Genomic DNA, 13,450 nt, shown 5'->3' with positions numbered 1-13,450 from the left:
ATGGAAAATAAAACGTCAAAAAACAGGAGACGAATTCATCTCCTGCGAGAGAAACCTTATTAGTTCAATACGCGAACCTTTACTTTCTTTACACCCCAGCGATATGCATCATTTTTTGAGGAAAAGAAGACATCTATCCTATTTCCCTTTATTGCTCCGCCTTTGTCAGCAGCTACTGCATAGCCATATCCCTCTACATAGACTTTCGACCCCAAAGGAATTACGCTTGGATCGACAGCAATGATTTTCGCACCTGGGTTACTCTTAAGATCCACGCCTGTAGACGTGACACCGGAACAGCCCTTACAACTTGCAGTATAAGCTGTTGATGATACATATATTTCTTTTCCATTTGTAGAACTAACGTTGGTTACTCCGCGTGATGCTTGGGCAACCGTCGTTTGATTTCCGACCGTTACAACTTTATCCTGCTTTTTATGAACTACTTTTTCTGAAAGTAATTCTCTTTTGACCTCTTTGCCATTTTCTTTAATAACTTCATATTTCTTAGAAATGAGTCCGTCTTTTCCTTCTTTGACAACTTTCTCTTTCCCTTTTGATAAGGAGTCATCTTTTTTAGTTATGACAGCAAAGTCAACTGGTTCTTCCACTACATCGGTGACTTTTTCAATTCGAATTACGTTTACCGTATTCTCCGCTTCAACTTTTTCGGCTAATTCTGGCTCAACTCGATCCAAATCATTGAGTTTTACTCCTTGTTGCTTTAAAAAGTCAGCGACAGTAGTCGAAGTTGACCATACCTGTTTTTCGTCTCCGCCTACCACTAATTTCAGTGAAAAGGCTTTATCTATGGCAACTTCCATATTCGCTTCCAGCTTCGTATTTTTGGAAGGCGTGATCTTATCCTGATCCTTTATATTAAGATCTTGTTCTTTTAAAAGTTCGCCTACCGTATCGGTAGTTGACCAAACTTCCTTTGCCTTACCATCTTCAACCATGACGATTTTTTGCGCAGGCTTCCAGACCACCTCTAAATTATCATCAACCTTGCTGTCTCTTGATGGGTGGACATAGTCTGCGGCTTGAACGGTAATCTCTAAATCTTTCAACATATCATTTACAGTAGATGCGTGTGTCCGCACTACCTGTTTTTTTCCGTCTAGCATTATTGTAACTGTATGCTTTGTTCCTTGATAGATTAGTATTCCCAATGCTGTAGAAACAAGAATCGCACTGCATATGGCAATTGCCATTCTCTTCTTCCCAAAAGGTTTGGGAATAAGGTTTTTCATAGTTTTTAATAGAATGAAAAACTCCTCCTTCCTCCCGGTGATTATATAGACATAGTTATCAAGCTGTCAACCCATTCACTTCTCATTTAGGAAATTACTACCTATTATGCATATTCCGCATTGAAAAGGAAAGGGCGACTTCTCGACATAATACCCCTATAAATGGTGTGAGATTTGTAGAAATCTTAAAAAATGCGATTTTAGCTAGCGAACCCCGGGGGATATTGTAAAAAAAACTGTCAGTTAATGCCGAATAATTTCTTGGCATTTTCCGTTGTTGCTTGGGAAATTACCTCTATCGGGAGTTGTTTGATTTCAGCAATTTGTTCTGCAACAAGCTTCACATAGGAAGGTTCATTACGTTTCCCTCTATAAGGATGGGGCGCTAAATATGGACAATCTGTTTCAATCAATAACCGGTCTAAAGGTACGGCTGCTGCCACCTCTTTTGGTTTTTTTGCATTTTTAAAGGTAACGGGGCCTCCCAATGAAATATAGAAATTCATATTAATACATTCCAAGGCTGTTTCCGCACTTCCGCTAAAGCAATGCATGATGCCTCCCACCAAAGATGCCTCTTCTTCCTTTAATATGTTCACGATATCCGCGGTCGCTTCCCGATTATGAATGATGATGGGCAGCCCCACTTTTTTCGCCAACCGGATTTGCTTCCTGAAAACCTCCATTTGAACATCTTTCGGTGATTTATCCCAATGATAGTCAAGTCCCATCTCACCAATGGCCACAACCTTTGGATGATTGGATAATTCCTCAATCCATAGTAAATCCTCTTCTGTCATATCTATAGCATCCACAGGATGCCATCCGACTGCGGCGTACATGAAATCATAAGTTTCTATTAATTCCATCGCCTTTGTAATGGTAGGCCGGTCAAAACCAACGACTACCATATTATTCACTCCTGCTTCCTTAGCTCTTTCGATGACCTCTTCCAGATCCTCGTTGAATTGCTCCGCATTTAGATGAACGTGTGTGTCGAATAACATTATTCTTCTTCCTCTCTAGCACTATTTTATAAAAAATAGAAAGTTTTATGTTTCACATTTAGGTAACAAAAAGATTACAGAGGGCCTATATGCCCAACAGGTAACTGTAAACCTAAAAAACAAACCTATAATCATGTACTTTATCCAAAAGCATAAAGAAAAAAACATAAAGATGTTTCATATGAAACACCTTTATGTTTTTATGGGTTTATTTCACCTTTGAACCATTTGGAATCGCTGAATCAATTGTAGCCACTGAGAGTACTCCATCCTGGCTGCCTGCCAAAATCATTCCTTGAGAGAGCTCGCCACGCAGCTTAACAGGTTTTAAATTCGTTACACAAATTACTTTTTTGCCTACTAAATCTTCAGGTTTATAGTGCTGTGCAATCCCTGATACGACTTGACGTTTCTCATAGCCTAAATCAAGCTGCAGTTTAAGAAGCTTATCCGCTTTCTTTACCGGCTCCACTTCCATGACCTGGGCAACACGAAGCTCCACTTTTGTAAAGTCATCAATAGTGATTTCATCAACCTCTGGAATAGTCTCTTCCACTTTTTCCTCGGCCTTAGGGGCTCCACCCTGCATTTGTTCTTTAATATATAAAACTTCCTCTTCCATGTCCAAACGAGGGAAGATAGGCTCGCCTTTCAAAACCTTTGTTTCAGCAGGAATTTGACCGAATTCCGCTAAGCTATCCCAAGATTTTAAAACATCGTCCTTGATGTTAAGCTGTGCAAAGATTTTTTCAGGTGTTTGCGTCAAGAAAGGCTTCAAAAGAATTGCAGTCCTGCGTAATGATTCCGCCAAATGCACCATGACACTAGCAAGCTCTTCTTTCCTTGATTCATCTTTAGCAAGAGTCCATGGCTGAGTTTCATCAATGAATTTGTTAGTTCTGCTCACAAGTTGCCAAATGGATGTTAGCGAAACTGAAAATTCCATGTTTTCCATGGCTTCTTCATACTTGCCTACCGTATCTTGATTCATTTCAAGCAAAGCCTTTTCGAATTCGCCATTCGATCCTTGGTAACTTGGAATCACACCATCAAAGTACTTATTGACCATTGCCACTGTCCGGTTTAATAAATTCCCTAAATCATTTGCCAGGTCAAAATTGATTCGTTCTACAAAGCCCTCCGGTGTAAATACTCCATCAGAACCAAAGGGAACTTCACGCAATAGGTAGTAGCGTAAAGAATCCAAGCCATATCGATCTATCAATGTAACAGGATCCACTACATTTCCTTTTGATTTGGACATTTTACCATCTTTCATGAGAAGCCAGCCGTGGGCAAAGACTTTCTTAGGAAGCGGTACATCCAGAGCCATTAACATGATCGGCCAATAAATAGTATGGAAGCGAACTATTTCCTTTCCGACCAGATGCACATCAGCAGGCCAATAATTCAAGTATTTAGAATCGTTATCCGTGCCATATCCTAATGCCGTTATATAATTGGTCAATGCATCAATCCATACATAAATGACATGTTTCGGATCACCTGGCACCTTGATGCCCCAATCGAACGTCGTACGGGAAACGGCCAGATCTTCCAGTCCAGGTTTAATGAAGTTATTGATCATTTCGTTTTTGCGGGATTCCGGTTGAATGAAATCCGGGTTTTCCTCATAAAACTTCAGTAATCGATCCGAATATTTACTCATCTTAAAGAAATAAGACTCTTCTTTTACCTTTTCAACCGGTCTGCCGCAATCTGGACAGTTTCCATTGCTTTCTTCCACCTGACGTTCCGTAAAGAAAGATTCACAAGGTGTACAATACCACCCTTCATATTGGTCCAAGTATATATCACCCTGATCCAATAGCCTTTTGAAGATTTTCGCTACAACCTCTTTATGACGATCTTCTGTTGTCCTAATGAAATCATCATAAGATATATCAAGCTTTTCCCAGAGCTCTTTAATCCCCGATACGATATTATCCACATATTGCTGCGGTGTGATTCCTTCTTCCGCGGCTTTGCGCTGGATTTTTTGACCATGTTCATCAGTGCCCGTTAAATACATGACATCAAAGCCACGCATCCTTTTATAACGAGCCATGGCATCCCCTGCCACTGTCGTATACGCGTGCCCTATATGTAAATTACCACTCGGATAATATATGGGTGTCGTGATATAAAATGTTTTTAATTTATCTTGCACTTCGTTCCCTCCTCATCGTTTGAAAAACTGGCTTTAGGACTGGCCAAAAACCTTCAGTCTATATTTAAAGCTATTATCTCTATTTTAACGCTATATACGATTCTATGCGACAATAATCACTAATCAAATCACCATGTTAATAGAATAAAAATCTCAATTAAGCTTAAGGGTAAACATCCCTTATGTCAGCATTACCTCTTACCTCAACAAAATATACCTAAAATTCATTTTTTGTGCAACAACTCACAAGTTATAGCTTTTTTGAAGAATTATCCTTAATTCAGAACTTTTGTTTTGAAACTAAATTGTATTTAGTCATATAATAGAGTAGGAGAAGGATATTCTTACATGCACAGTTTGTCGAATAGTGGTGAAGCGAGTAGTTCTTTGTAGCCTATTATTTTTAAAATTTACAAAGACATGGTCGCTTTTTTTTCTTTATAACCCTTTTTGTTCCTTGGAAATGCAGCCATACTCTTTTTTTACAAAAAAATGAAAATAAATCATTGACGTATTTGGGAATGGCTGGTATTATATATTTATAAAAAAATTTGTCGAATATTGACGAAAAAAATAGAAATAGGGTACTAGATTGTAATCTGAGAGGAGAATTTTCAATATGAAATCTACAGGTATTGTTCGTAAAGTTGATGAGTTAGGCCGGGTCGTTATTCCAATTGAACTTCGTCGTACATTGGGAATTGCTGAGAAAGACGCTCTTGAAATTTATGTTGATGACGAGCGCATCATCTTGAAAAAATACAAACCAAACATGACTTGCCAAGTTACAGGTGAAGTTTCCGATAACAACCTTACACTTGCTAATGGTAAATTGATTCTTAGTCGTGAAGGTGCTGAATTACTAATCCAAGAAATTCAACAAAACTTCGCTACTTCTAAATAAGTGATATAAATAAAAAACTTCCGACTTCGGAAGTTTTTTTTGCTTATTTACCATCGTAAACCTTATTCCATATCAATGTGATACGCTTGATACACATCACGTTTTTGTATATTTCGATCTTTTGCCACCTGCTTGATTGCATCCTTTGAACTGAACTGCTTGTTTTCTACATAATGGTCAACATGACCGACTAAATCAAGGGCCATCCACCATACTTCTTCTGATTCGTCCTCCGACCATTGCCCACCTTCTACTATTAAACAGAACTCACCACGGATCTCGGATTCCATCGCCCACGTCAATGCTTCACCTACCGTCCCCCGAATGAACTCTTCAAATTTCTTAGTTAATTCGCGGCATAATACTATACGGCGGTCACCTAGAATATCGTGCATATGTTTCAATGTTTCTTTTAAACGATGTGGCGATTCATAAACGATCCATGTCGATTCAACCTTTTTTAACTTTTCCAGTTCTTGCTTTTTTTCCTTAGCACCCCGCTGTAAAAATCCATAAAAGTAAAAAGGCTGTGGAGCGAGTCCCGATGCAATCAATGCCGTTAATGCAGCATTTGCCCCCGGCAACGGTATGACTTTAAACTGCTCAGCAATCGCATCCTTAACCAGTTCATATCCCGGATCGGAAATCGTCGGCAAACCAGCATCACTTACCAATGCGATGACCTCTCCTGATCGAAGCCTCTCTAGCATCTGCTTCCCGCTATATTCCTTATTATGTTCATGATAACTGACGATAGGTGTCGAAATTTCGAAGTAATTACATAATTTCTTTGTGTTTCGCGTGTCCTCAGCAGCAATGACATCCGCTTCCTTTAAGATTCTTAAAGCCCTAAAGCTCATATCCTCAAGGTTTCCTATCGGCGTAGGAACCAGATATAGAGCTGGCTCCAATCCCTCTTTTTCAAAACTCTTTTGCTGCCACATATCATGTATCCTCCTTTGCCATCCACTTTTGTTTTTGTTTTCTTGTCAGTTGCTTAAACTGATATTCAGCCTGCATGGCCAATGTCTGGGTTTCAAATATTTCATGATGAATCAATTCAACCGGGGTCCGCCCTCGCGTATACTTTGCCCCCTTGCCTTGATTATGAGCATCTATTCTACGATCCAAGTTATTTGTATACCCAGCGTAATAGCTGCCGTCCCTGCATTTCAAAACATAAAAATAATGCTTATTCCTCTCCATACAAAATCCTTCTGATTTCAGGATTATAATCATTTTGATCATTATACACGACAAGGGGAGGAAGAATCTTTAAATCAGGGTTCCCATCCTTTATCCCTTCAATAAGAATCGTATTTGCTTCTTTCGAGCTTTTGGGATAAACGAATTGCAGTCGCTTCGGCTCAATCCTATACATCCTCATCAAACGCAGGATATCCATCAGGCGGCCAGGTCTATGAACGAATGCCGCTTTCCCACCTTGACGAAGCAACTGACTTGAAACACGCATGACGTCCTCAAGATTACACATGATTTCATGCCGGGCAATTGCAAAATGCTCATTTTTATTTATTTCCTCGATTGATGGCGTCGGAAAATAGGGTGGATTGCAAGTAACCACATCATATTTGCTATACCCAATCTGCTTTGGAATCTCTTTTATATCTCCATGAACCATCTCGATTTGGGAGGATACGCCATTATAGTCCATGCTCCTCTGGGCCATGTCATATAAACGCTCTTGAATCTCAACACCCGTAATTGTCCCTTTCGTTCTTGTACTCAGCAGCAATGGTATGACCCCATTCCCCGAGCAAAGATCCACGATTTTCCCCTTTTGAATCGGAACATTCACGAACCTCGATAATAAAACGGCATCTAATGAAAAAGAGAACACCGATGGACTCTGGATGATCCTTAAATTCTCGGCCAATAGATAATCCAGGCGTTCGTCTCCTTTAAGTTCTACCATTGCTGTTACCCTCCTATTTATGTATAGAAAAAGCATGCTTAGGGCCCATGCTTCGACATTTGTATCGTACAAAAAAGGGGCCTGACTCATAGTATGCGTCAGACCCCGAATCACTATATATTGTAAACGGTCTATCTATCACGTAAAAGAGATGGAACATTCTTTTATATTATTCCATTATCACTTCTTATTTAAAAAAGATAAACAGAACAGGCAATCTCCTTCTTTTCGTAAACTGCCGAAATGCAGATTACAAATATGGAAGCCTTCTTGATAGATACGGGCTAAATTATCATAGCCTTCCCCGATATCCATAACCTTGTCCGCACTAGCAGTACGGTTTTTCACCTTTTGTTTAACCTTTACTGTAGCAGGCGCAGTTTCGACTTCCACAAGGCCTAACCGATTACGCAAGTGCTCGTTTTCCAGCTTGAGCGACTGATTTTCCTCAAGAATTTCAGCTAAGTTCTGCTTCAATTCTCCAAGCTGCTTATATAATTGGCCTATCTGGGTTTCCATATTGGTCACCGACTCAAAAATATCTTTCTTATCCACGCTCTCCCACCACCTTAATAATCTGTGGCTTGAATAGAAACGGCTCCCTCTTTTAGAATCTCATCTAGAGTATACTCTAATACTCTTTCCTGCTCGATTAGTTCAATCTGAAGTACGCGTTCTAGAATATTAAGCCCCACTACTTTGCCTTTGCCACCAGGCGTATTAATCATTTCACCTAAATCAGGAAGCATTTCCTTCGCACTTTCATACTCATCATTTTCATATTTCAGACAGCACATCAATCGACCGCATAACCCTGAGATTTTTGTAGGGTTTAATGATAAATTTTGATCCTTCGCCATTTTGATGGAAACGGGTTCAAAATCTCCAAGAAATGTGGAGCAGCAAAGCATTCTGCCACAAGGTCCAATGCCACCAAGCATCTTGGCCTCATCCCTTACCCCAATTTGGCGCAGTTCTATCCGAGTTCTGAATATGGCAGCTAAATCTTTAACTAAATCACGGAAATCCACGCGACCATCCGCTGTAAAATAAAATACGACTTTATTTCTGTCAAAAGTATATGACACATCGACTAGCTTCATATCCAGCTTATGCTCAACGACTTTTTGACAACATATAGAGTAAGCCTCTTCTGCAGCTGCCTTGTTCTCATCAACAATAAGCTTATCCTTTGCATCAGCGACCCGTAGCACCTTTTTCAATGGCAGGACAACATCGTTTTCATCTACTTGTTTACGGGCTGTAACAACTCTACCGAATTCAACACCGCGGACAGTCTCCACTATTACAAAATCGTCCTTAGGAATAGCGAATTCACCCGGATCAAAGTAGTATATTTTGCCCGCTTTTTTAAAACGGACACCTACAACATCATACAAATCATGATCCCTCCTGCAAATTCAGCACAAGCTGTTCCATCAACAGCTGTGGATTCGTGTTGGACATCAGCTTTCTTTTTGCTTCCAAAATACACACCATATGTTCAGCAAGGCGTCTTGGGGAAAGATGAAGAGCGTGAGTTTCAAATTCCTTCAGTTTATTCTGGAACACAACGAAGTCCTTTTTGTCCAACTGAATGTATAATAAATCCTTATATATAAGAAGTAACAAATCAAGAGCTCTGTCAACCTGTTCTCTTTCTTTGAAGTGTGGAAACCAATCCGTCTGAAGGTACAACAATGCCTTCAATGAATTGAGTTTTAACACTTCATATAATTTTACCACTATTTTTTGAGCTTGTACAAACCATTCATCATTGCTTAGCTCGATTCCGGCTTCCACATTCTGTGTTATATGCGCGATAACCGCAGCAAGCTGTGGCTCTAAATCCTGTTCTACCAGCTTCCGCTTCACATTCTCCGGGGATAATGGCTTGAACGAAATCACCTGGCACCTTGATAATATAGTCGGCAGAATCCTCTGAAGCTGTTCGGTCATCAATATTGCCACCGTATCGGCCGAGGGCTCCTCTAAAAATTTCAATAGACTGTTGGCTGCCCCAACCGACATTTTGTCCGCATCGGCAATCATATAAACCTTTCGATCGGCCTCTACGCTTTTTTTCGAAAATTCTTCTTGAAGCTCTTTAATTTGTTCCTTCTTTATTGAGAGACCATCCTTTTCTATCAAATGGACATCAGGATGATTTCCACTTGAAATCCGCTTGCAATTCCTGCAAAGTTCGCATGGCTCATAACCTGCTTTTGGTGCTTCGCATAGTAAGCTTTTGGCAAAGGTTTTACTTATATCTTGTTTACCTGTCCCTTTTTCCCCTTCAAATAAATACGCATGAGCGACTCTGTTCTTCGTTATGCTATTTTGCAGCATCGTCATTACCTGTGGCTGAATTTGACTCATATCCTGCCATGTTTTATCCAAAACCATCAACTCACTTACGTATATAAATTAATCAGAAGCCCTTTAATTTCACCAATCATTTCTAATATTTCAAGCGAGCTTTTCTCTTTATTAAGAATTTCCTCGCTTAATTCGACTAGTCTTGCATCTATCGTTTCCACGGTTTTCAATGGCCGACTTTGACCATATTGGTTCCAGCTCGTCGATTGCTTCAATACCAGTCCATAATCGACCGCTTCCTTAACAAACCGTTTCACTAATGCTTTATATTTTGCCAATTCCCTAAAAGTACGTGACCGAACTAAACGCTGGCCAGCCCCTTCAATGTCGCCTATCAAACGGTTTAAAGTTTGGATTTGCATTTTTTGATCCTGTGTCTGGACCATTTGTTGAAATCTCCCGTTTCCTGTTTGGAACTGTTTGGCATCTTGTCTCGCTTTATCTAACTTAATGGGGATATCATGGTTGATTTTCATAATGAACCTCCATGCAGCTAACCGTTAAAATTGTAAAAAGTTTTCAACCGGTAGTACAAATATGGTTGCACCACCTACTTGTATCTCCACTGGGTAAGGTACGTAGGACTCGGCATTCCCGCCCATCGGTGAAACAGGTGACACTAACTGGGATCGTGATTGACAATTTTGTTTGATGATCTGGATAGCTTGGTCAACACGTTCATCCTCTGTACCGATCATAAATGTCGTATTACCTGATTTTAAAAACCCGCCAGTGCTGGCAAGCTTGGTTGTTCCAAAATTATTTTCTACTAATTCATTCAGCAGCCGATGACTATCCTTATCTTGAACGACAGCAATGATCATTTTCATTCTCATCATCCTCCGGTTACTCTGAATTCTTTCATATCTCTATTATAACAACTAGTCCATGCCCGGAATAGTATCCGGTTGAATAATATGGTAATTAAAACTTTTTTTCTAAAATGTTTAGCAAGCCGGCTTTCGATTCTTCAAAAACTTCATCAATTGTACGGCCTGCATCCACGATAATGAATCGGTTCTTCCATCTATTTATAATGTACTGATACCCGTCATATACTTTTTTATGGAAGTCCAGTGCTTCAAGGTCCAGCCGGTTTACTTCCCGTTCTCCATTGGATTGGATGCGCCTCAATCCTTCTTCAGGGTTGATGTCAAAAAAGAACGTGACATCCGGCATCATGTCTCCAATTGCGAATTTATTGATATTGTAAACCTCTTCTATATCCAATCCCCTTGCATGGCCTTGATAGGCTAACGAGCTATCTATAAATCGGTCACAGAGGACTATTCCCCCTCGTTCCAACTCCGGCATGACGACTTCCACTAAATGCTGACGCCTTGCTGCGGCGTATAATAAAGCCTCTGTTCTCGAGTCCATAGCTGTATTCGCTTTATTCAAGATAACCTCCCTAATTTGTTCCGAAATGGGAACTCCTCCTGGCTCACGTGTTAATAGGACTTGGTAGCCTTCTTGTTGAAGGGCCTTGCCTAGCATTTGGGTGATTGTTGTTTTCCCAGCACCCTCAGGCCCTTCCATTGTTATAAAAATACCGCGTGTCATCGATGTACCTCCAAAGTTCTTTGTATGTAGTATATCATTTTAACCATCCTGACCGCTTTCATAAACGATTAATTCTCCGTTTGAAAGGGAGGAACCGCCATGAAATTTGGATCCCATGTCAAGCAGTCTCCTTAAGTTGGTTATATGCTCAGCAGTAATCATTTCCCCGGACATAATTAAAGGGATTCCCGGAGGATAAGGAATGACCATCTCGGCAGATACCTTACCTATGGCACTTCTTAGTTCGGCCGGTTTCGATTTTTTTTGTTTCATGACGGAGTATGGCATTTCAAGCCCCGTCATTCTCCTTTCATCAAGCAAGATAACAACTTGATTTGCTTTCCAGCTTCCAGTTCTGTCTTTAGTGGCGTTTTTTATATTTTGGACGATTTCAGGAAAAGGAAAATCGGTACCCATCTTTAATAAGGGCAAAATCATTAACACATTATTAGGATCAGCCAGTTCTGTAAAAATCCCTTCGGCTTCACACAACTGCTGTAATTCAAAACCACTTAAACCCTTTGTTGACTGCATGACGACTTTCAATGGGTCTGCTGAAGTGCCTGGTGGCGCCTCTAATACTCTTATTGATTGTAGAGTGGCTAATTCCCCTCTGAAATCTAATATCTTTTTAATTAGGCTATTTTTATCTTCTGATGTAAAAGAGGCCAGGTAAGCTCTGGCTAAATCGAGCGATCCCATAATTGGGTAAGATGGACTGCTCGACTGAAGCATTTGTAAATAGAACGATACTTCATCGGCAGCAACTAAGGATGAATTTAGATGAAGATACGACCCCATCGTCATAGCCGGCAATGTTTTATGTGCTGAATGAACAACGGCATCTGCACCTGCCGATATAGCTGATTTAGGAAACGGACTTCCTAACTGGAAATGAGCGCCATGCGCCTCGTCTACCAGCACAGGGATTCCCCTTTGATGGGCAAGTCTCACGATTTCGGTCAAATCCTCACCGAGCCCATAATAATTCGGATAGGTTACAATGATAGCTTTTACATCAGGATGGGCACCTAAGGCTTCTTCCATTAACTTTGATCCTACACTGCCAGCAATGTCCCATTTCTCATAAAAGTCCGGTCGTAAAAAGATCGGTTGAACATTCGCTAACATCAAACCATGTAAAATCGATTTATGGCAGTTTCTTTGGACGAGTACCTTATCTCCTTCACGGCAGACCGCAAGGATCATCGCGATGTTACCTACGGTTGACCCATTAACCAGAAAATGACTCCTCTGTACACCATATAAATCAGCGAGTAGTTGCTCAGACTTTAAAATGGCCCCTTCTGGAGCATGCAGGTCATCTAAACCGCTTATCTCTGTAGCATCCAAACCAAGCAGTGGGTTATATAGCAATTGGCCCTTTTTACTGAATACCTGCCCATTTTTATGTCCTGGGACATGAAGGGATATTGGTTTTTTTTTATAAAAATCACTCATTGCATCAAACAATGGTGTCTGTGATTGATTCATTTTTCTCTTCCCTCAAATCATAGTATTTTATTATTTTATCAAATAAGTTCAAATTTATCTCATATTGCGGCGACAGAAAGGCAATTAAGTCCATTATGTATGTCCTTAACGCAATTACGCAGGGAAAATATGAAAACATAAACCGGATATGCAGCATTCATCTAAAGAACCAAAAAAAGAGTCAGAGAATGAGGAAACAATCCATTTCTTCATTCTCTGACTCTCCAACTTTCCATAAACTATTTTTTCACGAAAATATTTCAGGATTGGTGATTTTTCTTAATTGCTTTAAGTAATATTTGTACCGGGGATCATTTGTATCCGTCCCGATCATATCCCTTTCACATTCTTCACAAATAAAGGTCGTATATAGATGTATTCCCATCCCTTTTATTTGTTCACAAACCACGCACGATTCCCCTGCCGTTGTTTTGGTTGTTGTTGTTCCCAACATCTCCACCTCCATACCTGCATTCTCCCCAAAAACCATCGTTCGCATACATTAGTTTAACTAGTTTAAGAGAACCGGGGCTGCTTTTAACAATGTATGATGAAGATTTTCAATACGTGTATGTCTCTATAAAAGTTTCCATAATTGAAAAACCCACTATAGCTACTGGTTTTTCTTTTTTTCAACGAAAAAAGACCAGCCGGATGGCTGATCTTTAAAATGGCTTGGCGGCGTCCTACTCTCACAGGGGGAAACCCCCAACTACCATCGGCGCTGAAGAGCTTAACTGCCGT

The 13,450-nt window shown here is 40.2% G+C and carries 15 protein-coding genes and 1 rRNA gene; 1 reads left to right on the top strand and 15 read right to left on the bottom strand.

Annotation, left to right across the window (positions count from 1 at the left end):
* Window positions 1-59 precede the first annotated feature (59 nt).
* The 3 genes from ACQKMH_RS26915 to metG all read right to left on the bottom strand — a co-directional run bounded on the left by ACQKMH_RS26915 (window position 60) and on the right by metG (window position 4,430).
* Entirely contained in the window at window positions 60-1,214 is a 1,155-nt protein-coding gene (locus tag ACQKMH_RS26915; protein ID WP_230162002.1) for a G5 and 3D domain-containing protein, read from the bottom strand.
* A 278-nt stretch (window positions 1,215-1,492) separates the two neighbouring features.
* Window positions 1,493-2,260 (bottom strand): TatD family hydrolase, encoded by a 768-nt coding sequence (locus tag ACQKMH_RS26910; protein WP_427590338.1) that lies wholly within the window; start codon window positions 2,258-2,260, stop codon window positions 1,493-1,495.
* 208 nt (window positions 2,261-2,468) lie between these two features.
* Window positions 2,469-4,430 (bottom strand): methionine--tRNA ligase, encoded by a 1,962-nt coding sequence (metG, locus tag ACQKMH_RS26905; RefSeq protein ID WP_427590337.1) that lies wholly within the window; start codon window positions 4,428-4,430, stop codon window positions 2,469-2,471.
* 619 nt (window positions 4,431-5,049) lie between these two features.
* Between metG and ACQKMH_RS26900 the strand changes: the two genes are divergently transcribed.
* Window positions 5,050-5,334, top strand: coding sequence for an AbrB/MazE/SpoVT family DNA-binding domain-containing protein (locus ACQKMH_RS26900; RefSeq protein ID WP_230161996.1), 285 nt, complete (start codon window positions 5,050-5,052; stop codon window positions 5,332-5,334).
* Between the two features lie 62 nt (window positions 5,335-5,396).
* On the opposite strand, the gene rsmI is transcribed toward ACQKMH_RS26900, so the two are convergent.
* The 12 genes from rsmI to rrf all read right to left on the bottom strand — a co-directional run.
* Window positions 5,397-6,278: a 16S rRNA (cytidine(1402)-2'-O)-methyltransferase gene (gene rsmI, locus ACQKMH_RS26895; RefSeq protein ID WP_427590336.1), complete on the bottom strand. Its 882-nt coding sequence runs from the start codon at window positions 6,276-6,278 to the stop codon at window positions 5,397-5,399.
* Between the two features lies 1 nt (window position 6,279).
* Window positions 6,280-6,540, bottom strand: a complete 261-nt coding sequence (locus tag ACQKMH_RS26890; protein WP_230161992.1) for a GIY-YIG nuclease family protein — start codon at window positions 6,538-6,540, stop codon at window positions 6,280-6,282.
* Window positions 6,527-7,270 (bottom strand): tRNA1(Val) (adenine(37)-N6)-methyltransferase, encoded by a 744-nt coding sequence (locus ACQKMH_RS26885; RefSeq protein WP_230161990.1) that lies wholly within the window; start codon window positions 7,268-7,270, stop codon window positions 6,527-6,529. The genes ACQKMH_RS26890 and ACQKMH_RS26885 overlap by 14 nt, the downstream gene beginning before the upstream one ends.
* Window positions 7,271-7,450: 180 nt before the next feature.
* Window positions 7,451-7,825 carry a DNA replication initiation control protein YabA gene (gene yabA, locus ACQKMH_RS26880; RefSeq protein WP_230161988.1) on the bottom strand — a complete coding sequence of 125 codons (375 nt, stop codon included), beginning with the start codon at window positions 7,823-7,825 and terminating at the stop codon, window positions 7,451-7,453.
* Between the two features lie 14 nt (window positions 7,826-7,839).
* Window positions 7,840-8,670, bottom strand: a complete 831-nt coding sequence (locus ACQKMH_RS26875) for a PSP1 domain-containing protein (RefSeq protein ID WP_230161986.1) — start codon at window positions 8,668-8,670, stop codon at window positions 7,840-7,842.
* A gap of 1 nt (window position 8,671) precedes the next feature.
* Window positions 8,672-9,676, bottom strand: coding sequence for a DNA polymerase III subunit delta' (gene holB / locus ACQKMH_RS26870; RefSeq protein WP_427590335.1), 1,005 nt, complete (start codon window positions 9,674-9,676; stop codon window positions 8,672-8,674).
* Between the two features lie 8 nt (window positions 9,677-9,684).
* Entirely contained in the window at window positions 9,685-10,125 is a 441-nt protein-coding gene (locus ACQKMH_RS26865; RefSeq protein WP_427590334.1) for a YaaR family protein, read from the bottom strand.
* A 24-nt stretch (window positions 10,126-10,149) separates the two neighbouring features.
* A complete protein-coding gene (locus ACQKMH_RS26860) occupies window positions 10,150-10,479 on the bottom strand; it encodes a cyclic-di-AMP receptor (protein WP_061440312.1) in 330 nt (109 codons plus the stop codon).
* A gap of 94 nt (window positions 10,480-10,573) precedes the next feature.
* On the bottom strand, window positions 10,574-11,212 hold the full coding sequence (gene tmk, locus ACQKMH_RS26855; RefSeq protein ID WP_427590333.1) for a dTMP kinase: 639 nt from the start codon (window positions 11,210-11,212) through the stop codon (window positions 10,574-10,576).
* 39 nt (window positions 11,213-11,251) lie between these two features.
* Window positions 11,252-12,706 carry an aminotransferase class I/II-fold pyridoxal phosphate-dependent enzyme gene (locus ACQKMH_RS26850; protein WP_427590332.1) on the bottom strand — a complete coding sequence of 485 codons (1,455 nt, stop codon included), beginning with the start codon at window positions 12,704-12,706 and terminating at the stop codon, window positions 11,252-11,254.
* 247 nt (window positions 12,707-12,953) lie between these two features.
* Window positions 12,954-13,172: a sigma factor G inhibitor Gin gene (locus ACQKMH_RS26845; RefSeq protein WP_427590331.1), complete on the bottom strand. Its 219-nt coding sequence runs from the start codon at window positions 13,170-13,172 to the stop codon at window positions 12,954-12,956.
* Window positions 13,173-13,379: 207 nt separating this feature from the next.
* Window positions 13,380-13,450: ribosomal RNA gene (gene rrf / locus ACQKMH_RS26840) — 5S ribosomal RNA — on the bottom strand; the annotation flags it as partial.

The organism is Peribacillus sp. NPDC097895, assembly GCF_050277555.1.
Taxonomy (GTDB): Bacteria; Bacillota; Bacilli; order Bacillales; family DSM-1321; genus Peribacillus.
Note: the sequence above shows the minus strand (reverse complement) of the source record. Positions and strands in the feature narration are given on the sequence as shown.

Bases quoted from the DNA above. Each gene is read 5' to 3' on its own strand.
- holB (WP_427590335.1), bottom strand. From the start codon at position 9,676: ATGGTTTTGGATAAAACATGGCAGGATATGAGTCAAATTCAGCCACAG.
- tmk (WP_427590333.1), bottom strand. From the start codon at position 11,212: ATGACACGCGGTATTTTTATAACAATGGAAGGGCCTGAGGGTGCTGGG.
- ACQKMH_RS26850 (WP_427590332.1), bottom strand. From the start codon at position 12,706: ATGAATCAATCACAGACACCATTGTTTGATGCAATGAGTGATTTTTAT.
- rsmI (WP_427590336.1), bottom strand. From the start codon at position 6,278: ATGTGGCAGCAAAAGAGTTTTGAAAAAGAGGGATTGGAGCCAGCTCTA.
- ACQKMH_RS26885 (WP_230161990.1), bottom strand. From the start codon at position 7,270: ATGGTAGAACTTAAAGGAGACGAACGCCTGGATTATCTATTGGCCGAG.
- ACQKMH_RS26860 (WP_061440312.1), bottom strand. From the start codon at position 10,479: ATGAAAATGATCATTGCTGTCGTTCAAGATAAGGATAGTCATCGGCTG.
- ACQKMH_RS26865 (WP_427590334.1), bottom strand. From the start codon at position 10,125: ATGAAAATCAACCATGATATCCCCATTAAGTTAGATAAAGCGAGACAA.
- ACQKMH_RS26900 (WP_230161996.1), top strand. From the start codon at position 5,050: ATGAAATCTACAGGTATTGTTCGTAAAGTTGATGAGTTAGGCCGGGTC.
- ACQKMH_RS26915 (WP_230162002.1), bottom strand. From the start codon at position 1,214: ATGGCAATTGCCATATGCAGTGCGATTCTTGTTTCTACAGCATTGGGA.
- ACQKMH_RS26845 (WP_427590331.1), bottom strand. From the start codon at position 13,172: ATGGAGGTGGAGATGTTGGGAACAACAACAACCAAAACAACGGCAGGG.
- ACQKMH_RS26890 (WP_230161992.1), bottom strand. From the start codon at position 6,540: ATGGAGAGGAATAAGCATTATTTTTATGTTTTGAAATGCAGGGACGGC.
- ACQKMH_RS26910 (WP_427590338.1), bottom strand. From the start codon at position 2,260: ATGTTATTCGACACACACGTTCATCTAAATGCGGAGCAATTCAACGAG.